Below are 19,858 nucleotides of genomic sequence, written 5' to 3'. Positions count from 1 at the left end.
CCGGGAGAACGGCGATCAAGGGCACCGTAGCCGGTGATCCTTCCAGACGGCCGACGGCGCTGCCTCACGCCCTGCGGACGGCCCCGGCGGCCGCGGGCCGGACCGGGGCCGCGCCCGGCCGCCGCGGCCGTCAGGGACGCAGGCCCGCCCGCCTGAGGGTGATCTCGGACAGAGCGGAGATGGCCTGCCGGTCGCCGCGGCGCCAGGCATCGGCGAGGCCGCCGGGCGGGGCGGGGATCGAGGCGAGGTTGCCCGGCGGCCCGGTGAGGGCACGCAGGGCGAGCAGGTCCGCGCCGCCGGGAGCGTCGAGGAGGCGGCGGATGGCGGCGGTGCGACGGATCCAGCGCAGCCGGAGGGGAAGCCACAGCAGGAGCACGAAGGCCACGGGGACGACGATCAGGCCGAGCGCGGCCAGGAACGCCACCTGTCCGACGATGTCCTGCAGCGACTCACCGGCGTCGGCGAGGCCGCTGCCGGCGTCGGACGCGGACCGGAACGGTGTCTTCAGGAGGTCGCCGACGAGCGGCACCCGTGAGGCCGTCTCCCCGGCGTCGTCCAGGGCCGCGGCCAGGCTGTCCCCGGAACTCTCCACCTTCCGGCCCGGCTCGGCCAGCAGCATGATCGCCTCGTGGACGGCCAGGGCGAACCTCACCGCGACGGCGATCAGGAGTACCGCGATCAGGTCCGCGAGGATCTGGCGGTTCCGGCGCGCGGGCGTCTGGGCGTAGAGAAGCAACGGCTGCTCCTGTTCCGGTCACGGCATCGCAGAGGGCCGGCCCCGGCCGGAGCCGTCGACTGCCGAGGGCGTGGCCCGGCCGGTCGCTCGACCGTACTTCGCCCCCGCCCCGTCCCCGGGTGTCCCCCGGCCCGTTCCACAAGACGTTGCCGACTTGGCGCAGCGCACAGCCCCCGCGGGCGAAGCGCCGGCAGGGGCTGTGGGGGTGCTCAGGGCATGGCGTAGGCGGCCCGACGGGGCGGGCGAGCCGGACCTCCGCCTGCCGCGCCTCGCCGGCGGGCGGGGTGTGCCCTGCCTCCGGGGGAGGGACGGCTCGGGGTGGTCAGGTCAGCCAGGGCTTCCAGACGTTCTCGTTGCGCTCCACCCACTTCTTCGCCGCCTGCTGGGGCGACAGTTTCTCCTCCGCGATCATCAGGGAAACCTCGTTCTGCTGGTCCTTCGTCCAGTGGAACTTCTTCAGGAAGTCGGCCGCCTTGCCTCCCGACTCCGCGAAGCGCGTGTTGAGGTACTTCTGCAGCGGCGTGTGCGGGTACGCGCAGGCCACCTTCTCGGGGTCGTCGGCGCAGCCCTCGGTGTATTCGGGCAGCTTCACCTCGGTCATCGGGACGCGCTCGAAGAGCCACTGCGGCTCGTACCAGTACGTCAGGAAGGGCTTGCGCTCCTTGGCGAACTGCTTGATCTGGGTGATCTGGGCGGCCTCGGAGCCCGCGAAGACCACTTCGAAGTCCAGGTCCAGGTTCTTCACCAGCGCCTTGTCGTTGGTGATGTAGGACGGGGAGCCGTCCAGCAGCTGGCCCTTGCCGCGGCTCTCCGGTGTGCGCAGCCGGTCGGCGTACTTGTCGAGGTTCTTCCAGTCGGTGACGTCGGGATGGGCCTCGGCGAAGTACGTGGGGACGAACCAGCCGATGTGGCCCGTGACCCCCAGGTCCCCGCCGCGGGTGATGGTCTTCTTGCCCTCGACGTACCGCTTCTCCTGTTCGGGGTGGCCCCAGTCCTCCAGGATCGCGTCGACGCGCCCCTGGCTGAGGGCGTCCCAGGCGGGCACCTCGTCGACCTGGACGGTGTCGACCCGGTAGCCCAGCTCGTGTTCGAGGAGGTAGGAGGCGACGGCGGTGTTCGCCTGGGCGCCGACCCACGACTGGACGGAGAGGGTGACGGTCTTCGCGCCCTGTGCCGCCGCGTACGGGGAGGTCTGGCGGGTCATGTCCGCGGCCCCGCAGCCGGTGAGGACGGCGAGTCCGGTCGCGGCGGCGAGGAGGGCCGCGCCGCGGCGGCGGCGCAGCGGCCGCCCGTGGTGCGTGTCGCGCATGTCAGGCCTCCTTCGCGGGCTGGGTGACACGGTCGAGGAGCAGGCCGAGGCAGACGATCGCGGCGCCGGCCACCAGGCCGGTGGCGAGGTCGCCCTGCGCGAGGCCGAGGACGACGTCGTAGCCGAGCGCGCCACCGCCGACGAGGCCGCCGATGATGACGACGGCGAGCACCAGCACCACGGCCTGGTTGACGGCCAGCAGCAGCGCGGGCCGGGCGAGCGGCAGCTGGACCTGGCGCAGCAGCTGGGAGCGGGTCGCGCCGAGCGAGCGGGCGGATTCCACGACGGCCGGGTCCACCTCGCGCAGGCCCTGGACGGTGATCCGGACGACGGCGGGCAGGGCGTACACGATCGCGGCCGCGGCGGCCGGGGCGCGGCCGACGCCGAAGAGCGCGACCACGGGGATGAGGTAGACGAACTGCGGCAGGGTCTGGCAGACGTCCAGGACCGGCCGCAGCAGCCGCTCGGCCCGGGCGCTGCGGGCGGCTCCCACGGCGATCGCGAAGCCGAGGACGAGGGTCACGGTCACGGCGGCCAGGACCTGGGAGAGCGTGTCCAGGGAGGCTTCCCACACGCCGAGCACCCCGACGGCGGCGAGGGCCAGAACCGCGGTGAGCGCGGTACGCCAGGTGCCGGCGAGCAGGGCGAGCGCGCCGGCCAGGAGCAGGAGCAGCCACCAGGGGGCGGCCTGGAGCCCGGCGCGCAGCGGGTCGAGGACCCAGCCGGTGAAGCGGGCGGCCCAGTCGGCGGTGCCGCCGACGACGGGCACACCGGAGTAGAGGTGGCCGGTCATCCAGGCGACGGCGGAGTTCACCGGCTCGGCCAGGGAGACGGTCCAGGATTCCGGCCATAGGGAGGTGCCGGCCATCCGGCCGACGACGGCGACGGCCACCGCCGCGAGGAGGGTGAGGAGGCGGCCGTACCAGCCCGAGAACACCCGCCGCAGCAGGTGCTGTTCGCTGACGGGTACGGGTTCGGCGCCGAGCCGGCGGCCCGCGGCGTCGGCGGTGCGGTCGAGGACGACGGCGAGCAGCACGATCGGGATGCCGGCGGCGAGGGCGGCGCCGACGTCCACGGAGGCGAGGGCCTGGTAGACGCGGTCGCCGAGGCCGCCCGCGCCGATCACGGAGGCGATGACGGCCATGGAGAGGCCGGTCATGATGGCCTGGTTGACGCCGAGGAGGAGCTGCGGGCGCGCCAGCGGGAGGCGGGCGGTGAGCAGCCGCTGGCGGCCGGTGGCGCCGAGCGAGGCGGTGGCCTCCATGACGCCCGCGTCGGCCTCGCGCAGGCCGAGGGCGGTGAGGCGGGCCATCGGCGGGGCGGCGTAGACCACGGTGGCGAGGACGGCGGCGGGCACGCCGATGCCGAAGACCAGCACCATCGGCAGCAGATAGGCGAAGGCCGGCAGGATCTGCATGGTGTCCAGTACGGGGCGCAGCAGGCGGTGGGCGCGCGGGGAGAGGCCCGCGGCGAGGCCCAGCAGGGCGCCGAGCACGACGGAGGCGCCGACGGCGACGACCATCAGCGCGAGGGTCTGCATGGTCGGCACCCACATGCCGAGCAGCCCGCAGGCGGCGAAGGCGGCGGCGCAGGTCAGGGCGAGCCGGGTACCGGCGAGGCGCCAGGCGACCAGGGCGGCCAGGGCGGTGACCCCGGTCCAGCCGGCGGCGAGGAGGAGCACGTACACGGCGCGGACGGACACCACGACGGCGTTGCTGACGTGGCCGAAGAGGTACAGGAACAGCGGGTGGCTGTCGCGGTGGTCGATGATCCAGTCGCCGGCGCGGCCGAGCGGGCCGGAGAGGTCCACGGCCAGGGCCGCGGGCCAGCTGCCGGCCCCGGGGAAGGCCACGGCGAGCGGGATCAGCAGGGCGACGGCGACGCCCATCGGCACCAGGAACGCGCGGCTCGCGACCGGGCCGCGCCATGCTCTGCGGGGCCGGGCCGCGGCGGCGGGCGCGGTACGGGAGGGAGCCGGGCCGGCGGGTCGTGCGGCGGACCTCCGGGTCTGCGCGGGGACCGCGGCCCGGGAGCCGGCCTGGGTGTGGGTCGGGGACGCGGTCATGCGCACCACCTCCGGGCGTCGGGGACAGGGGTCGGGGGACGGCCGGCGCGGGTCATGCCGCCACCCCCCGTCCGGGCGTGGCCGGGAGCCCGGCCACGACGGCGAGCAGCCCGGCGTCGTCCACGACGCCCAGGCAGCGGCCGTGGTCGACGACACGGGCCGGTCCGCCGCTGCGGGCGACGGCCTGGATGGCCTCGACCACGGTGGTGGCGGGGCCCAGTGCGGGGCCCTGTTCGGCCTCGCCCGCGACGGCGGGGCGCATCGCGGTGCGGACGGTGAGCACCTGCTCGCGCGGGACGTCGCGGACGAAGTCCCGTACGTAGTCGTCGGCCGGGGAGCCGACGATCTCCTCGGGCGTGCCGAGCTGGACGATGCGGCCGTCGCGCATCAGGGCGATCCGGTCCCCCAGGCGCAGTGCCTCGGCGAGGTCGTGGGTGATGAAGACCATGGTGCGGCCCTCCTCGTGGTGGAGCCGGGCGACCTCCTCCTGCATCTCCCGTCGGATGAGGGGGTCGAGGGCGCTGAACGGCTCGTCGAACAGCAGCACCTCGGGATCGGCGGCGAGGGCGCGGGCCAGGCCCACGCGCTGCTGCTGGCCGCCGGAGAGCTGGCCGGGGCGCCGGTCCTCCAGTCCGTCCAGGCCGACCTTGGCGACGAGCTCGGCGGCCCTGGTCCGGCGGTCCCCGCGGCCGACGCCCTGGATCTCCAGTCCGTACGCCACGTTGTCGAGGACGGTGCGGTGCGGGAGCAGGCCGAAGTGCTGGAAGACCATGGCGGCGCGGTGGCGGCGCAGGGCGCGCAGCCGGGTGGCGTCCATGGCCAGGACGTCCTCGCCGTCGATGGTCAGGCTTCCGGAGGTCGGCTCGATGAGGCGGGTGAGACAGCGTACGAGGGTGGACTTGCCGGATCCGGACAGGCCCATCACGACGAAGACCTCGCCCTTGCGGACGTCGAAGCTGACGTCCCGGACGGCCGCGGTGCAGCCGGTGCGCTCGCGCAGGTCGGCGGCCGGGAGGTCGGCGTCGGCGGAGCCGGGGACCTTCGCGGCGGCCTTGTCGGGGCCGAAGACCTTCCAGAGGCCGTCCACGGAGAAGACGGTGGACCCGGCCGGGGCGCCGGCGGACTCACCGGCGGGGGCGGTGACGGACGGGGCAGGAGTGGTGCCGGGGGTGGGGGCGGAGCTCGTGCCGGGGGTGGTGCCGGGGGTGGTGTTCATCGGGTACCACCGTCCCGGGCCAGCAGTTCGGCGGCTTTCTCTCCCACCATGAGCACTCCGATCATCGGGTTGACGGCTGGCATCGTCGGGAAGACGGAGGCGTCTGCGATGCGGATGCCCTCGAGGCCGCGGATCTTCAGGTCCGGGCCGACGACGGCGCCGGGGTCGTCGGCGGCGCCCATCCGGCAGGTGCCGGCCGGGTGGTAGACGGTGTGCGCGACGGAACGGGCGTACGCGCTCAGCTCCTCGTCGCCGGTGATCTCCGGCCCGGGGCACACCTCGCGGCCCAGCCAGCCGGCGAGCGGCTCGGTCGCGGCGATCTTCCGGGCCAGCTTGATGCCGTCCACCAGGGTTTGGCCGTCGTAGTCGTCCTCGTCCGTGAAGTAGCGGAAGTCCAGGGCCGGTTTGACCTCGGGGTCCGCGCTGGTGAGGTAGAGGCGGCCGCGGCTGCGCGGCTTGGGGATGTTGGGGGTCATCGACACTCCGTGTGCGGGCCGTTCGTAGCCGATGCGCTCAGGATTGTCGGTGAAGGGGACCTGGTAGAAGTGGAACATCAGGTCCGGTCCCGCGGATTCGGGGTCGCGGCGGACGAAGAGCCCCGCGTCGCTGTCCATCGCGGAGTTCTCCGGGATCGGGCCGTCGGTCTCCCAGACGATCACCGACTCGGGGTGGTCCAGGAGGTTCTCCCCCACCCCGGGCAGGTCGTGGACCGGCGGGATGCCGAGGGCCTCCAGGTCGGCGCGCGGGCCGATGCCGGAGTGCAGCAGCAGGCGTGGGGTGTCCACGGCGCCGGCGCACACCAGTACCTCACGGCCTGCGGTGACCAGGGACTCCGTACCGTCGGCGGCGCGTACGCGGACTCCGCGCGCCCGGGTGCCGTCGAGTTCGATCCGGTGGGCCCAGGTCTCCAGGAGGATGTGGAGGTTGGGGCGTTCGTCCATGACGGGGTGGAGGTAGGCCACCGACGCGGAGGAGCGCTTGTTGTCCTCGGGGTGGTAGGCGAGGTCGAAGAAGCCGACGCCCTCGTGGAAGGGCTTGCGGTTGAAGCCCTCGACGCGCGGGACGCCCAGGGCGCTCTGGGCGGAGTCGACGAAGTCGCGGGCGATGGCGTTGCGGTCCTTCTCGGCCACCGGAACGATGTTGTTGAGGAGCTTGTCGAAGTACGGGTCCATGGCGGCCGCGTGCCAGCCCTCGGCCCCCGCCTGGGCCCATTCGTCCCAGTCGGACGGGAGCGGCTTGAAGGAGATCAGGGTGTTGTGCGAGGAGCAGCCGCCGAGGACGCGGGCGCGGCTGTGGCGGATGTGCGAATTGCCGCGGGGCTGCTCGGTGGTGGGGTAGTCGTAGTCGAGTTCGCCGCCGAGCAGGCCCATCCAGCGGCGCAGGGTGAGCACGTCGGGACGGTCGACGTCGCTGGGCCCGCCCTCGATGACGGCGACGGTGACGTCGGGGTCCTCGGTCAGGCGGGAGGCGATCACCGAGCCGGCGGTGCCGCCTCCGACGACGACGTAGTCGTACTCGTGCTCCGCGGGGGTGGGGTGGTGTGTGGGGGTGGTCATGCTGTGCTCCTCTTTCAGCCCGCGAACCAGCGCACGGGGCGCGGGGCGAGGTTCTGGTACACGTGCTTGGTCTCGCGGTACTCGGCCAGGCCCGAGGGGCCCAGTTCGCGTCCGGTGCCGGACTTGCCGAAACCGCCCCACTCCGCTTGCGGGAGGTAGGGGTGGAAGTCGTTGATCCAGACGGTGCCGTGGCGCAGCCGGCCCGCGACGCGGCGGCCGCGGCCGGGGTCGGAGGTCCAGACGGCTCCGGCGAGGCCGTACTCGGTGTCGTTGGCGAGGGCGATGGCCTCGGCCTCGGTGCGGAAGGTCTCGACGGTCAGGACGGGCCCGAAGACCTCCTCCCGTACGACGCGCATCCCGCGGTGGCAGCGGTCGAGCACGGTAGGCCGGTAGAAGTAGCCGGGGCCGTCGGGGCGTACGCCGCCGGATCGGAGCACGGCTCCTTCGGCGAGGGCGGAGGCCACGTACTCCTCGGTGCGTTCGCGCTGGGCGGCGGAGACCAGCGGACCGCACTCGACGCCGGGGTCGGTGCCGCGGCCGAGGCGGATCCGGTCGGCGCGGCGGGCGAGTTCGGCGACGAAACGCCCGGCGACGCCCTCCTCGACGATGAGCCGGGAGCCCGCGGAGCAGACCTGGCCGCTGTGCATGAAGGCGGCGTTGAGGGCCTGGTCGACGGCGGTGTCGAAGCCTTCCTCGGTGGCGCAGGCGTCGGCGAAGACGACGTTGGGGTTCTTGCCTCCGAGTTCGAGGGCGACCTTCTTGACGGAGTCGGCGGCCGCGCGCATCACCTTCGTGCCGCTGGTGAGACCGCCGGTGAAGGAGACGAGGTCGACGTCGGGGTGGGCGGCGAGGCGCGCGCCGACGGGGTCGCCGGGGCCGGTGACCAGGTTCGCGACGCCGGCCGGCAGGCCGGCCTCGACCAGCAGGCCGATGAGGGCCGCGGTGGACAGCGGGGTGATCTCGCTGGGCTTGAGCACGAAGGTGTTGCCCGCGGCGAGGGCGGGGGCGATTTTCCAGGAGGCCTGGAGGAGCGGGTAGTTCCAGGGGGTGATGAGCGCGCAGACCCCGACGGGTTCGTGTACGACGACGCTGTGTACGTCCGGGGTGCCCGCGTCCACGACGCGGCCCGCGCTCTCGCCGGAGACGAGGTCGGCGAAGTAGAGGAAGGCGTCGGCGACGCAGTTCACGTCCACCCGGCCCTCTTCCAGGGTCTTGCCCGCGTCGCGGCTCTCCAGCAGGGCGAGGCGTTCGCGGTCGCGGTGGAGCAGGACGGCGGTGCGGCGCAGGACGGCCGCCCGTTCCAGGACGGGGGTCCGGGGCCACTCCCCGCCGTCGAAGGCGGAGCGGGCGGCGCTGACGGCCGCGTCGGTGTCCGCGGTGCCGCCCTCGGCGACGACGGCGAGGACTGTGCCGTCCGCCGGGTCGAGGACCTCTCGGGTGGCTCCTGAGATCGCGGAACGCCACGTTCCCGCGATGTGGATGGTCGTCTGCTCGGACACGACGCGCTGTACCTCCGATTCCGGCCACCGCGGCTTCCCCGCGGTGGTGCTGCTCGGGCGCGCTTGCCCCGCTCCTCGGAAGACATGTCCCAACGGTCACTGGAAGTGACGGGAGTCACTCCCCGTGGCTCCGCGGAGAGATGGGCCGCGGAGCCTGCGTCACCCCTCCCGGGCCGGGACGGCCGAGGCCCTGGGACCGCCGGGGGCGGCCGGGGCGGCCGGCCCGGGAGGGGCGGGGCACGCTCTCCCCTTCGCCCGGCCCTTCGCAGCCCGGCCGGCCATGGTGGGCCGACGGTCTCCGCGACGGCCAGGGACTCGGCGGCAGCGGCCAGGGCAGTACGCAGGGGCCGACGGCGCCCCCGTCAGGGCCTCCGCGCGGACCGGACGGGTGGACGGCCCACCGTCAGGCGGCCCCGGCCCACAGGGCGGAGAGGACAGCGCCCAGCGCGTCGCCCCCGGCTCGGGGCATGCCGTCGGTGAAAGCCGCCCGGACACGGTCGAGGTCGTCCTGCCGGACGGGCCGCGGCTGCTGCGGGGTCAGACGGATGACCAGCGCAGGCGTGCCCGCCCGCTCGTACGCGGCGAGCTTGTGGTGCCCGTCGAGGAGATATCCCACGGTGCTCCCGGCAGTGGGGAACAGCGCGACCAGGGCCGGTAGGCCGCCCGCGGTGGCACCCCCGGCGGCCTCCCCGGCGCGGATGCGGTCGCCGTAGGCCCGTACCGCCCGGTGGTCGCGCGGCGGCCACGCGTCCGTGGTCACCAGTGCCAGGTCCTCCTCGGCGTACCAGGTCTCGACCCGGCGGGCCCGCGGGTGGACCACCCTCAGGTCGTGCGGGGCGAGCCCGGCGCTCACCACGTACCGCCCGGGGACGAGCAGGGACAGCAGCGGGCGCAGGCACTCCGGATCCGGCGGCTCGGCCCGGCCGGTGCGCGGGTCGGGCACGAGGCCGGGGGCGCCCAGCCACTCGGTGAGGTACTTGACCTCGGAGATCCCGGGGCCCCCGGTTCCCGCGCGGGCGGCCAGCCAACCCAGGCTGCCGCAGCCGTCGTTGGCCTCCAGGACCGCCGGATCCCCCGCGAGGAGGAGCAGGCTGCCGCCTTCGTCGCCGACGACCTCGATCACCCCGTGCCCGTCGGGCACGTCGACGCATACGGAGGGGCGGGACGAGGATGGTCGTCGGGGCATCCGCCGATCGTACGGCCGGACACGCCTCAGGTGTTCACCAGCAGGAGGTGGCGCTCGTCCGGGGTGAGGCCACCGCGCACGCCGTGCGGGATCCGGTCGGCCAGGGCGTGGCGGCGGCACGGGAGCCGGACCGGGCACCGGCGGCAGACCGCCTTGGCGGCCTCTTCGCGCTCCCGGACGGCCTCGGCCCTCTCGTTCACGGCCGGCTCGAAGACATCCCGCGCCCCGGAGCGGCACGGTCCGTCGAGTGGTGCGTCGTGCCGGGGGTCGAGGAGCCGCGGGTCGAGGAGTACGTCCGTACGGGAGTTGTCGGTCACGCCCGGGTTCCTTCCGGCAGGGGCGGTCCGTCGTGACCGCCTTGTTCCGGCGCGTATCACCGGAACGAGCGCGTCCATGCGCCGTCGGTTCCCCGGGTCACAGGCGCCAGTACGTACCTGCCCGGGAGTCGACGCGCACCACGTGCCGGCCGTACGGCCCGTCTTGCTCGACGAGGACGCTGCCCGGGTGCGGACAGCGGGCGGTGCCGCTCGTGCGGCAGCACCTCGCGCGTCGTCGTGCGTAACCGGGTACGGCGCATCTCGTCCGGGGCCTGGGATCCGGCCGCCGCACAATCTAGTGCTGTGACCGGAAAGGTTTGCCGGGTCGCGGTGTCCGGTGCGGTGCATCGCAAGGCGGAGGGCCACGTCTCGTACTGGNGGACGTACTTGCGTGGTCCGACAACGCGGCGAGGTGCCGTGCCGGGCGCCGTGCCCCGGTGAACCTTTCCGGTCACAGCACTAGCACCGCGGGGTGTCGGCCCGGAACCGGCTGCGGTACGCCCCCGGCGGCAGGCCCTCCCACCGGGTGAAGGCCCGGACCAGGGCCGTCGCACCGCTCAGCCCGACGAGCGGGGCGATCCGGTCCAGCGGCAGGTCGGTGGTCTCCAGGAGCCGTCGGGCCCGGGCGCGGCGGGCGGCATCGAGGAGGGCGCGCCACGACGTGCCCTCGGTGTGCAGGGCCCTGCGCAGGCTGCGGACACTGAGGTTGAGCTGCTGGGCCGGGCCCTCGGGGCTCGCGCACTCCAGCGCGGCCCGGTCGAGCCATCGCCGGACGCCCCCGGCTACCGTCCCGGCCGCGGACAGCCGCGCGAGGAGACGGTCGGCGTAGGCCCGGTGCAGGGCGTTGAGTACCGGGTCGTGGACGGGGCGGCGCCGGTCGAGGTCCTCGTCCGTGACCGTGATCGCGTTCTCCGCGGCGTCGAAGGCGACGGCGCAGCCGAACACCCGCGCGTACGGCTCGGCGGCCCCCGCGCGGGGGTGCGCGAACGACACGGCCAGGGGTGTCCAGTCGTCGCCCACGATCCAGCGGGCCGCCCGCACCATGCTGCTGACGACCGCTTCCACCTGCTGGGGGTGCATGGCGGACGGTCCGACGGTCGGCCGGTAGCCGATCCGGCCGACGCCGCCCTGGCGCTCCAGGGTCACCGTGCCCGCCTGGCTCACCAGCGGGTGGTAGCGCTCGGCCGCCTCCGCGGCCTCCGCGAGGCTGGCGCAGGTGAGGACGAGGTGGCCGAGGATGTGCAGGCCGTCGGGCCGGATGCGGTCGCCGACCAGCAGGCCGGTGTGGGGGCCCGCGTCCCCGGAGGCGAGCACCCCGTCCCACAGGGCGCGCATCTCGCCGTACTCCAGCCGGTCCGTGGGCAGGGCCCAGGGGCCGGACCCGCCGCCGCCCCCGGCCGACGCGCTCAGGACGGCGTGGGCGTAGGACGCTGTGACGGAGGGCGGCTCGGCGGTGGACACGGCCGTCAGTCAATGCGTGCGCACCACCCCCGTCAAGAGTGTCCGCGGGCCGTCCGGCGCGGGAAGACACGGGGAGGGACAGAAAGACACGGGGAGGGACGTGGAGGGGCCGGTCCGGGGAGTCAACGCCTTGGCCGTGGGGGTCAATGACGGCGCGGCGGGCCGCTCTTAGCGTCGTCCTTCGGACACCAGAGGAGTACGCCGTGATTCTCTTCCTGCTCCCCGCGGGCGACTACGACCCCACCGAGGCGGCGGTGCCCTGGGCCGCGTTGCGGGACGCCGGCTTCGAGGTGCGCTTCGCGACCCCTGACGGAAAGGTCGCGCTCGCCGATCCCCGGCTCACGGACCTCGGTTTCGCCTGGCTGTCGCCCTGGCTGATGACCCGCCGGGCCGAGCTGGCCGCATACCGGCGCCTCACCGAGGACCCGTCGTTCCTCGCCCCCTGCTCGTACGCGGACGTCGATCCGGCCGCCGTCACGGGCCTCTTCGTCCCCGGTGGTCACGCACCGGGCATGCGGACGCTCCTCGAGGACGCCACCGCCCAGCGGTTGTTCGCCGGGATCTTCGTCCGGGGGCTGCCGGTGGGAGCCGTCTGCCACGGGGTGCTGCTCGCCGCCCGGGCCAAGGATCCCGCGACGGGGCGCTCGGTCCTCCACGGCAGGCGGACGACGGCCCTTACGTCCTTGCTGGAGTTGACGGGGTGGAACCTCACCCGCCTGTGGCTGGGGCGCTACTACCGCACGTACCGGACCACCGTGCAGCAGGAGGTCACGGCGGCGCTCGCCGATCCGCGGCACTTCCTCGCCGGTCCGCCGCTGCCCCTGCGCGACACCGCCGCCCGGCCCGGGCGCGGCTTCACCGTCACGGACGGCAACTACGTCTCGGCGCGGTGGCCGGGTGACTGCCACCGCCTCGCGGCGGACTACCGCGCGCTGGTCCGCGCGCACGCGGCGGCGGGAACGGCGGACCGCGCGGGTTGAGCCCTGCCGGGGCCCGGACAGCCGCCCAAGACCATCTCCGCAGTGTCGGGCACGCTTCGTGAAAGGGATGGGGATGAGATGGGGATGACTGGACGAAGAGCATCGGGACGAGGCCGGTACCTTCTGATCGGCCTGGTCCTCGCGCTGGTCGCGCTGGCGCTCGGCCCCGCGACGGCGGCCGGTGGCTCGGCCGGCTCGCGGTGGTGGGAGCCCGTGGCGCGCCCGGCCCCGGACTCGCAGGTCAACGTCACCGGGGAGCCGTTCACCGGGACCGACGCGCAGGGCCGCGTCCGCGGATATGTCGACGGGCACGTTCACCTGATGTCCGACGAGGGTTTCGGCGGACGGCTGGTCTGCGGGAAGGTCTTCTCCACGGGCGGTGCGGCGGACGCCCTCAAGGACTGCCCCGAGCACTACCCGAACGGTGTCCTCGCCCTCTTCGACATGATCACCAAGGGTGGTGACGGCCGGCACGACCCGAACGGCTGGCCGACCTTCCGCGACTGGCCGGGCCACGACTCCTCCACCCACCAGCAGACGTACTACGCGTGGGTGGAGCGGGCCTGGCGGGGAGGGCAGCGGATCCTGGTGAACGACATGGTCACCAACGGGGTCATCTGCTCGCTGTACTTCTTCAAGGACCGCGGCTGTGACGAGATGACCGCGATCAGGCTCCAGATCCGCAAGACGTACGAGCTGCAGGACTACGTCGACGCCATGTACGGCGGCCCGGGCAAGGGCTGGTTCCGGGTCGTCACCGAACCCGACCAGGCACGCAGGGTCATCCAGGAGGGCAAGCTCGCCGTCGTCCTCGGGGTGGAGACCTCGGAACCGTTCGGCTGCAAGCAGGTGCTGGACGGCGCCCGCTGCACCATGGCCGACATCGACCGCGGCCTCGACGAGCTGCACGGCCTGGGTGTGCGCAGCATGTTCCTGTGCCACAAGTTCGACAACGCCCTGTGCGGTGTCCGGTTCGACTCGGGCACCCAGGGCATGGCCATCAACGTCGGCCAGTTCCTGTCGACGGGCACCTTCTGGAGCACGGAGCCCTGCCCGGGCCCTGAACACGACAATCCGATCGGGTTCGGCCTCGCCGCAGCACAGGCCGAGCACCCGGCGGACGCCGGCGCGTCGCACGCACACGCGGCGGGCACAGCGGGCACGGTGGGCGCAGAGGGCGACGCGGAGGCGGACGCCGCGGCGCGGGCAAGGATCCGCGGCGCGTTGCCGGAAGGGGTGGAACTCCCGGAGTACGGTGCCTCCTTGCAGGCGGCGCAGGCCCAGTGCAACCGCCGGGGCCTGACGGCGCTGGGCGAGTACGCGGTGCTGGGCATGATGAAGCGCAGCATGATGCTGGAGATCGACCACATGAGCGTGAAGGCCGCCGGCCAGGCTCTGCGGATTCTCGAAGCCGAGCGCTATTCCGGTGTCCTGTCCACCCACGGCTGGATGGACGAGAACTGGACCGAGCGGGTCTACCGTCTGGGCGGCTTCATCACCGGCCACATGTACGAGGCCCCCGCGTTCGCCGCGGAGGCGCGGGAGCATGCCGCCCTGCGCGCCCGGTACGGTGCCGGCTACGGCATCGGCACCGACATGAACGGCTTCGCCTGGCTGCCCGGTCCACGGGCCGCGGCGGGCGATCCCGTCCGCTATCCGTTCCGCAGTGCCGACGGCGACTCGGTCCTCGACCGGCAGGTCACCGGCTCGCGCGTCTGGGACGTCAACACGGACGGCGGCGGCGCGCATTACGGTCTCGTGCCGGACTGGATCGAGGACATCCGGGTCACGGGCGGCCAGGACGTGGTGGACGAGCTGATGCGGGGCGCCGAGGGCTATCTGCGCATGTGGGAGCGTACGAGCGACCACGCCACCCCCTACGAGCCCCTGGTCCGCGGCTACCGCCCGCACGCCGGGCATCTGGCCTCCTCACGGGCGCTGCCCGCGGGCTTCACCCATGAGGCGGTCTGGAAGGTGCTGCGGGACCCGGCACCGGGCGCGGTCCGGATCTACGAGTGCAAGGCGGCGAACCACTCGCTGCTGACGCCGGACCCGGGCTGCGAGGGTCAACAGCCCCTGGGCGCGGTCGGGTACGTGTACACGAAGGCGGTGCCGGGCTCGGTCCCCCTCTACCGGTGCTACATACCGTCCGTCTTCGACCACTTCGTCTCCAACCGGGCCGACTGCGAGGGGCCGTACGTGCGGGAGGGTCTGCTCGGCCACGTCATGCCGGCTGCCGGGCCCGGCACCGGCTGACGGCGGTCACCCACCGGACCCCGGACTGTCCTCAAGAACGGCCGGGCTCCGGTGGGCTGCCGCCGAGGACGTCGGCGACATGGGCGGCGAGTGCGGAGCGCAAGCCGTCGGGGGACATCTGCCGTTCGTCGATCAGGTGCGTCACCAGGTCGGCGCGGATCGCGGCCAGCAGGGCGTGGGCGGTGAAGTCCGGGTCGTGGACGCCCGGTACCCGGTCGAGCGCCGCGCGCAGCGTTTCGTGCCACCATCCGTAGTGCCCGGCCCGGTATGGGCTGCTGATCCCGGCGTCCTCCGCGGCGGACATGAGGTTCCGGTTCTCGATCTTGAACGTCAGGGCGGTGTCGAGGAGGTCGAGCACCTGCTGCCGCGGGGCGTAACCGGTCTGTTCCTGTACCTCCCGCACCGCGCGCTGCAGCGGTTCGAGGCGGGAGGTGATCACGGCGGCGATCAGGCCGGCCCGGTCGCCGAAGCGGCGGAAGAGGGTGCCCTTGCCCACGCCGGCGGCTGCGGCGATGTCGTCCATCGACACGCTGTGGGGGCTGCTGCTCGCGGCGAAGAGGGCGTCGGCGGCCGCCAGGACGGCTTCTCGGTTGCGCTGGGCGTCCGCGCGCTCCGTACGCTCCGTACGCTCCGCTCGTGGGGCCACGGGTCCTCCTCGGTCTACGGCCGCTCCGGCCCTCGGGAATGATATTCGGCCGGTGCGTGCGGGCGGCCCATGGCCGGCTGCACCTCCCGTTCGACGAAGGCGCGGAGGGTGCCCGGGGGGCGCCCGGTGAGGCGCTCGACGGTGTCCGAGGTGCGGTCCTCCGCGCCTGCGGCGATGGCGCGGTCCATGGCCGCGAGCAGAGTGGCGAACTCCAGCGGGATCTCGGCCGCCCAGCGGTCGCGCAGCTGCTCGAAGGTCAGCTGCCGGTGCACGACGGTGTGGCCGGTGACCTCGGTGATGACCGTGGCGACGTCGGCGTAGCTGAGCGCCTGCGGCCCGGTGAGGATCAGGTCGGTGTTCGGAGCCTGTTCGGCGGTCAGGGCGTGTACGGCGACGGCGGCGATGTCCTCGGCGTCGACGAATCCGACACGGCCGTCCCCCGACGCCGTGAGGATGGCGCCGTCGTCGCGGATGGTGCGCGCGTGAGGGGCGGCGCCGGTGAAGTTCTGCATGAACCAGGACGGCCGCAGCACCGCCCACTCCTCGAACAGGGCGGGCAGTTGCTCGTGCACCCGGCCGACGGCCGGGCCGCCGGAAGGGATCGCCGAGGAGCTGAGCAGCACGACGCGGCATACGCCGGCGGTACGGGCCCGGTGGAGGAAGGGCAGCATGACCGCGGCGGGGTCGGGAGAACCGGTGGGCGGGACGAGGTAGGCGCGGTCGGCCCCGTCCAGGGCTCCGGCCCAGGTCGCCGGGTCGTGCCAGTCGAAGCGGACGCCGTCGGCGCCCGCCAGTGGGGTGGCGTTCCGGCTGGCGGCCTTGACGCGGCGTCCTGCGGCGATCAGTCCGGCGGTGACGCGGCGGCCGGTGGTGCCGGTGGCCCCGATGACCAGCGTGGCGTGGGTGGTCGTCATCGGTTCTCTCCGGTGAGGGCGGCGCCGACGCCGGTCAGGGATGCGGCGAGGGGGTTCCAGTAGTCGCGGTAGGAAGTGATGAGCCCGTTCTCGACCGTGACCACGGCGACGTAGGTCATGTCGTAGGGGGTGTCGGTCCTGACCAGGCGTCCGACGCCCCGCATCTCGACCACGATCGTCTCGGGGACGATGGTCTGATGGATCGTCACGTCCGGGAAGTCGTGCAGGTCGATGTGGTCGGGGTAGTCGCGCATGTACGCGCCGACCGCGGCCTTGCCTTCGAGGCGGGTCGGCCAACCGGCCGGGGCGAAGGGGAATTCGAGGACACCGCGGGCGTCCCACAGGTCGACCCAGGCGGGGACGTCCTTCTCCAGCAGCAGGCGCAGGCCGTGGCGGTACAGCTCCGCGGGCTCCATGGGCTCCGCGGGCTCCATGGGCTCCGTGGGGGTCGTCATGAGGGGGCTTCCGTTCCGTCGGCGTGGCGGCGATTTCTGCTCGGCGTGGCGGCCCGCGGGAATCCCAAGCGGACCGCCAGTCCGCATGACCAAGACCTTACGGACCGTCGGTCCGCTTAGCAAGCACAGCGACACCGCCGACAGTGGAGGAGGGGACGGGAAGAGGACGGACTGGGCACGGAAAAGGCCGTGGCCGACCCGGGGAGCGGGTCGGCCACGGCCTTCGGCGGGCTCAGGAAGTGCGCTTCAGCGTCCAGGTGTTGGGGTTGAAGCTGGGAACGGCGGAGTAGCGACAGCCGCTCGAGTAGTAGGTACTGACGATGGTCCAGCCTGCGGGCGGCCAGGTCGACGCGCAGGCGTTGACCTGGGTGCCGACGGGGTAGCCTCTCAGGTCCTTGATCTGCTTCATGTTGGGCGTGAAGCCGGAGCCGCACCCGGCGCTGTTCCACCACTGGACGTCCACCCAGCCGTCCGGGGTGAGCGCGCTGGCGCACATGTTGACCGTGTCACCGGGCGCCGCGGAGGCGGGACTTGCGGTGACGGCCAGGGCGGTGACGGCCATGGTGGCCAGGGCAACGGCGTAACGGGTGCGGATCACGGGACGTTCCTTCCTCGGTGCACTGGGATCGCCGCCGACCGTCGGCAGGCCGTACCAGGCGCCGCGTCATTGCTATCCGACCCGCCGAGGCTCCAGAAAGTCACCTTTTGGGCATAACTCTGCGATCGTTTAGCGCCGGTGTCAGCCGATCGGCTGCCGCGCCTCGGCGCGCACCTTGAGGGTGGCCTCGGCGAACTTCGCGAGGTCGATGGCAGCGGGCTCCTGCTGCGCGGTCTCCGGCGTCACGAAACCGACCGAGGCACCGGTGTTCTCGTCCGCCCAGGCGCATATGGGCAGGGAGCCACCCGCTGCGCCCTGCTTCATGGTCAGCACCTGGCAGGACAGGGTGATGTCGGAACCGTTCGGGGTGATGTCCTTCGCAGGGACGGCCACGGTCGCGCCTTCGGCGTCACCGGCGCCGGCCAGCATCTTCCTGCGGGCCCCGGCCGGGTCCTTGAACCGGCCGTACATCCCCGAGACGACCAGCGCGCCCGTGCCCTGTGGGGACTTGGCGCTGTACTGGCCGACGACCGGCTTCGGGTCGCGGATCTTCGAGTCGTAGGTGCCCTTGAGGGCATCCTCGCCCGCAGTGGCCGAAAGGTCCTGGTCCAGCGTGTACTTGCCGTCCAGAAGGGTCTTGGGGACGACGAGCTTGTGGGTGGCCTCGGGGAAGCCGCCCCCGCCTCCGGTCAGCAGGCTCGCCCCGAAACCGAGGACGCCGAGCGCCACCAGCGAGGCCGCGACGATCCCGATCACCAGGCCCGTCCGGTTCCTGCGCTGCGGCGGACCCATCGGGGGCTGCCCCCAGGCGCCTTGGCCGGGGTACGGCTGCTGCGGCGGGTAGGGCTGGTGCCCCGGGTAGGGCTGGTGCCCCGGGTAGGGGTGCCCGGGGTGGGGCTGCGGCTGCGGGGGTTGCGCGGCGTACGGCAGGCCGCCGTACGGGGCCGGGGGCTGCGGGGACCCGTACGGGCCGGGGTTCTGCTGGGGCGGGGGCGTACTCATGCCCGAACGCTACGACAGCCCCGCGCGCGGGCGCCGCCGAGGGTCTCCGGGCGGACGGTCAGTCCTGGGCCTGGGCCTGGGCCAGGCTGAAGAGCACCCGCTTGTTCTTGTCGGGGAAGGCAGGGTCGGCCCGTTCGAGCCGGACCCGGACGGTCGCGCCGAGTTCGAGGTCGACGGCAGCCGAGGCGACCCTGCCCAGCACGGCGGGCTCCGCCAGCTGCACCTGGCCCTCCCGGGGGTTCGGCTGCGCCAGTTCCGCGTCCGTGTCGATCACCACCGCGTCGAAGGTACTCCCCACCCGGTCCATGAGCAGCGCCGCCTCCACCAGATCCACCGATTGCCGGTCCGCCGCGTTCCCTTTGGCCTTCTCCATCCGGCCCGGCAGGTCGGCCAGGGCGGCGAGCACCCATTCGGGCGGCTCCCGGTCCGCGCTCGCGGCCACGCACAGTTCACCGGCGTACCGGTCGACCAACCGCCGCAGCGGCGCCGTGCAGTGCGTGTACGGTGCCGCGATCGCCGCATGGACGGTCTGTGCGGGGATGTGCTCGTGGTCGCGGAAGGACTTGTAGACCGATTTCAGCAACAGGGCACCGGCCGCCTCGTGGAGGAAGGCCGCGTGCCGGTGCTGGTGCGGATCGAGGGAGCGGATCAGTTCGGCGTACGAGACGTGGTGCGGCCAGTCGATGCCGAGACCCTGGGCGATGTGGCGCAGTCGCGTGACCTCGTGGGTCGGGGCCTGCTCCTGGGTCCGCAGGATTCCGGGGCCGCCGCCGTCCAGCATCATCCTGGCCGCGGCCATACCGGTCATGAGGGAGATCTGCTCGTTCCAGCCGTCCACGGGCAGTGCGGCCCGGTAGCTCAGCCGGAACGATCCGTCCTCGACGGTGACCTCCTGGTCCGGCAGGCTGAGCGAGATGCCGCCCCGCTCGGCCTCGACGGCCTCGCGCAGGGTTCCGATGTCGCGCAGCAGGGCAACGGACTCGGCGGCGGTGCCGGCGTCGATGGCCTGCTGGACGGCCGCGTAGTCGAGTTTGGCCGTACTGCGCACCAGGGCGCGGCTCACGGACGACGTGATCACTTCGCCGTGGGCGTCGAGGTCGTGCTGCCACAGCAGGGCGGGGACCTTCTGGTTCGGCAGCAGGCTGGCCGCGCCCTCGGAGAGGACGGGCGGGTGCAGCGGCACCTTGCCGTCGGGGAAGTAGAGGGTGACGATCCGTTTGCGGGCCTCGGCGTCCAGTGCGTCGCCCGCGGTGACGAAGGCGGCCACGTCGGCGATGGCGTAGTACACGCGGAACCCTCCACCAGGCCGTCGCTCCAGGTACATGGCCTGGTCGAGGTCCTTCGAGCCGGGCGGGTCGATCGTGAAGAGCGGCAGGTCGGTGGCGTCCTTGTCGGGCAGCCGGGGCGCTCGGGCGGCGGCTTGGGCCGCTGCGAGCACGGGATCGGGGAAGACCGAGGGGGCCTGCAGGTCGGTCCGCAGCTTCTTCAAGGCGGTGGCCAGCGCGGCCTTGGCCGCTTCGGACATGCGCATCGGGCGGCGTGGCATGCCCCGAGCGTAGGGCGGAGGTCGCCCGCCGGCACGGCGGGCGACCCGTCCGGGTGCAGCAGGGCCGGGCACACCGCGCGTCGGCCGGACACGACGCGTCGGGCGTCCGGGGGTCC

At 73.4% G+C, this 19,858-nt stretch carries 17 protein-coding genes and 1 riboswitch; of the genes, 2 read left to right on the top strand and 15 right to left on the bottom strand.

Annotated features, from left to right (window positions below):
• Positions 1-130: 130 nt before the first annotated feature.
• From AAT21_RS30390 to AAT21_RS30350, 9 genes are all read right to left on the bottom strand, one after another.
• Entirely contained in the window at positions 131-736 is a 606-nt protein-coding gene (locus tag AAT21_RS30390; RefSeq protein ID WP_046780155.1) for a hypothetical protein, read from the bottom strand.
• A 322-nt stretch (positions 737-1,058) separates the two neighbouring features.
• On the bottom strand, positions 1,059-2,045 hold the full coding sequence (locus tag AAT21_RS30385) for an ABC transporter substrate-binding protein (RefSeq protein WP_046780154.1): 987 nt from the start codon (positions 2,043-2,045) through the stop codon (positions 1,059-1,061).
• Position 2,046: 1 nt separating this feature from the next.
• The gene (locus tag AAT21_RS30380; RefSeq protein ID WP_046780153.1) at positions 2,047-4,110 is read right to left on the bottom strand and encodes an ABC transporter permease subunit; all 2,064 of its coding nucleotides are present in this window, start codon (positions 4,108-4,110) and stop codon (positions 2,047-2,049) included.
• 52 nt (positions 4,111-4,162) lie between these two features.
• On the bottom strand, positions 4,163-5,326 hold the full coding sequence (locus AAT21_RS30375) for a quaternary amine ABC transporter ATP-binding protein (protein WP_079026064.1): 1,164 nt from the start codon (positions 5,324-5,326) through the stop codon (positions 4,163-4,165).
• Positions 5,323-6,882 carry a GMC family oxidoreductase gene (locus AAT21_RS30370; RefSeq protein WP_046780152.1) on the bottom strand — a complete coding sequence of 520 codons (1,560 nt, stop codon included), beginning with the start codon at positions 6,880-6,882 and terminating at the stop codon, positions 5,323-5,325. The genes AAT21_RS30375 and AAT21_RS30370 overlap by 4 nt, the downstream gene beginning before the upstream one ends.
• A 14-nt stretch (positions 6,883-6,896) precedes the next feature.
• Positions 6,897-8,381, bottom strand: coding sequence for an aldehyde dehydrogenase family protein (locus tag AAT21_RS30365; RefSeq protein ID WP_046780151.1), 1,485 nt, complete (start codon positions 8,379-8,381; stop codon positions 6,897-6,899).
• A gap of 403 nt (positions 8,382-8,784) precedes the next feature.
• Positions 8,785-9,567, bottom strand: a complete 783-nt coding sequence (locus tag AAT21_RS30360; RefSeq protein ID WP_157879820.1) for a hypothetical protein — start codon at positions 9,565-9,567, stop codon at positions 8,785-8,787.
• 26 nt (positions 9,568-9,593) lie between these two features.
• The gene (locus tag AAT21_RS36255) at positions 9,594-9,884 is read right to left on the bottom strand and encodes a WhiB family transcriptional regulator (protein WP_235439279.1); all 291 of its coding nucleotides are present in this window, start codon (positions 9,882-9,884) and stop codon (positions 9,594-9,596) included.
• A 226-nt stretch (positions 9,885-10,110) separates the two neighbouring features.
• A riboswitch (guanidine-III (ykkC-III) riboswitch) is annotated at positions 10,111-10,174 on the bottom strand.
• 169 nt (positions 10,175-10,343) lie between these two features.
• On the bottom strand, positions 10,344-11,345 hold the full coding sequence (locus AAT21_RS30350; protein ID WP_046780149.1) for an AraC family transcriptional regulator: 1,002 nt from the start codon (positions 11,343-11,345) through the stop codon (positions 10,344-10,346).
• A 203-nt stretch (positions 11,346-11,548) separates the two neighbouring features.
• On the opposite strand from AAT21_RS30350, the gene AAT21_RS30345 reads away from it, so the two are divergent.
• Both AAT21_RS30345 and AAT21_RS39475 read left to right on the top strand, forming a co-directional pair.
• Positions 11,549-12,325 carry a type 1 glutamine amidotransferase domain-containing protein gene (locus AAT21_RS30345; RefSeq protein ID WP_046780148.1) on the top strand — a complete coding sequence of 259 codons (777 nt, stop codon included), beginning with the start codon at positions 11,549-11,551 and terminating at the stop codon, positions 12,323-12,325.
• A gap of 84 nt (positions 12,326-12,409) precedes the next feature.
• A complete protein-coding gene (locus AAT21_RS39475) occupies positions 12,410-14,581 on the top strand; it encodes an amidohydrolase family protein (protein ID WP_052758063.1) in 2,172 nt (723 codons plus the stop codon).
• A 31-nt stretch (positions 14,582-14,612) separates the two neighbouring features.
• Here the strand turns inward: AAT21_RS39475 and AAT21_RS30335 are convergent, their stop codons facing one another.
• From AAT21_RS30335 to AAT21_RS30310, 6 genes are all read right to left on the bottom strand, one after another.
• A complete protein-coding gene (locus AAT21_RS30335; RefSeq protein WP_046780147.1) occupies positions 14,613-15,227 on the bottom strand; it encodes a TetR/AcrR family transcriptional regulator in 615 nt (204 codons plus the stop codon).
• Positions 15,228-15,241: 14 nt separating this feature from the next.
• Positions 15,242-16,141 carry an NmrA family NAD(P)-binding protein gene (locus tag AAT21_RS30330; RefSeq protein ID WP_046780146.1) on the bottom strand — a complete coding sequence of 300 codons (900 nt, stop codon included), beginning with the start codon at positions 16,139-16,141 and terminating at the stop codon, positions 15,242-15,244.
• Positions 16,138-16,596: a nuclear transport factor 2 family protein gene (locus tag AAT21_RS30325; RefSeq protein ID WP_235439278.1), complete on the bottom strand. Its 459-nt coding sequence runs from the start codon at positions 16,594-16,596 to the stop codon at positions 16,138-16,140. The genes AAT21_RS30330 and AAT21_RS30325 overlap by 4 nt, the downstream gene beginning before the upstream one ends.
• Positions 16,597-16,828: 232 nt before the next feature.
• Positions 16,829-17,194: a hypothetical protein gene (locus tag AAT21_RS30320; protein WP_079026062.1), complete on the bottom strand. Its 366-nt coding sequence runs from the start codon at positions 17,192-17,194 to the stop codon at positions 16,829-16,831.
• Between the two features lie 141 nt (positions 17,195-17,335).
• Positions 17,336-18,196, bottom strand: coding sequence for a hypothetical protein (locus tag AAT21_RS30315; protein WP_046780145.1), 861 nt, complete (start codon positions 18,194-18,196; stop codon positions 17,336-17,338).
• 58 nt (positions 18,197-18,254) lie between these two features.
• Positions 18,255-19,742: an RNB domain-containing ribonuclease gene (locus tag AAT21_RS30310; protein WP_046780144.1), complete on the bottom strand. Its 1,488-nt coding sequence runs from the start codon at positions 19,740-19,742 to the stop codon at positions 18,255-18,257.
• Positions 19,743-19,858: the final 116 nt, after the last annotated feature.

It is taken from the genome of Streptomyces yangpuensis (assembly GCF_001005295.1).
Lineage (GTDB): Bacteria > Actinomycetota > Actinomycetes > Streptomycetales > Streptomycetaceae > Streptomyces > Streptomyces yangpuensis.
Note: the sequence above shows the minus strand (reverse complement) of the source record. Positions and strands in the feature narration are given on the sequence as shown.